Annotated in this window: 2 protein-coding genes; one reads left to right on the plus strand and one right to left on the minus strand. The window is 71.5% G+C overall.

What is annotated here, in order from left to right:
• Positions 1–402: adenosylcobinamide-GDP ribazoletransferase (locus tag GUY61_RS38410; protein WP_166634908.1), on the minus strand; the 402-nt coding region annotated here is incomplete at its 3' end.
• Between the two features lie 68 nt (positions 403–470).
• Between GUY61_RS38410 and GUY61_RS38415 the strand changes: the two genes are divergently transcribed.
• The coding region (locus GUY61_RS38415; protein WP_166634909.1) for a hypothetical protein at positions 471–1,230 on the plus strand (760 nt) is incomplete at its 3' end.

The raw sequence follows: 1,230 nt of genomic DNA on the forward strand, positions 1-1,230 counted from the left end.
GTACAGCTCCGCCAGCGCCGCGACCTGTGCCAGCAGGACCAGGACGAGCGTGATCACCCCGAAGGGGCCGATGTCGGACTGCTTCATGATGCGCAGCGCGTCCTCGGCCGGCTTGCCGCTGCCGAGGCCGTCGGCGGTGTCCGCCAGGCCGTCGAGGTGCAGGCCCCGGGTCAGCACGGCGGGCACGGCCACCGTCGCCACCGCGGCGAGGGGCGCTCCGCCGCCGCACACCAGCACGAGACCTCCGAGCGCGCCGGCGAGCAGCCCCAGCAACAGCCCGGCGAGCGGCGCGCACAGCATCCCGGCGCGGGCCGCGTCGCGGTCCCAGCGGGTCACGCGCACGGGAATCACCGTCAGGGTGCCGAAGGCGAAACGGACGCCGTGGCCGATCAACGTGTTCATCGCGCGCAGGCTATCCGGTGACCTCAGCCGCTAAATTACGCAATACGTATATATCGGGAGCGGGTGGCATGGGTCACTGGTGGTACCGCAACATCGTCGAGCCGGGCAAGCTCCCGCTGCTCCTCGCGCTCCTGTCCTTCGTGCTCACCTTCCTGGTCACCCGGCTGATCACCCGCCTCATCCGGGCGGGCAGGGGTCCCTTCCGCAACGTCACCCCGGGCGGCGTGCACGTCCACCACGTCGTGCCGGGCGTGATCCTCACCGTCATCGGCGGCTTCGGCGCGGTGACGAGCGGCCGCCACGACTTCGGGGCCGGCCTGAGCGCCGTGATCTTCGGCATGGGAGTGGGCCTGGTACTCGACGAGTTCGCGCTGATCCTGCATCTGGACGACGTCTACTGGAGCGATCAGGGCCGCAAGAGCGTCGAAGTGGTCGTGCTGACGGCGGCCGTCGTCGGGCTCGGCCTCGTCGGCTTCTCGCCGTTCGGTGTGAACGACGTCGGCCAGGACGAGCAGCAGGGCCGGGCCACGCTTCTCACCAGTCTCGCGCTGAACTTCCTCGCGGCGCTCTTCGCCCTGGTCAAGGGCAAGTTCCGGATGGCGCTGATCGGCGCCGTGGTGCCCCTCGTCGCGCTCTTCGGGGCGATCAGACTGGCCCGGCCGGGCTCGCCGTGGGCGAAGCGCTTCTACCGCAACCGGCCCCGAGCGCGGGCCAGGGCGCAGTTGCGCGCCTACCGCCACGACCGCCGCTGGTCGGGCCCCCGCCGACGCTTTCAGGAGTTCCTCGGCGGTGCACCCGACCGGCCCCCGGCCACCCTCGAACCCGGCC

Source organism: Streptomyces sp. GC420, assembly GCF_009916105.1.
In the GTDB taxonomy this organism is placed as follows: Bacteria; Actinomycetota; Actinomycetes; order Streptomycetales; family Streptomycetaceae; genus Streptomyces.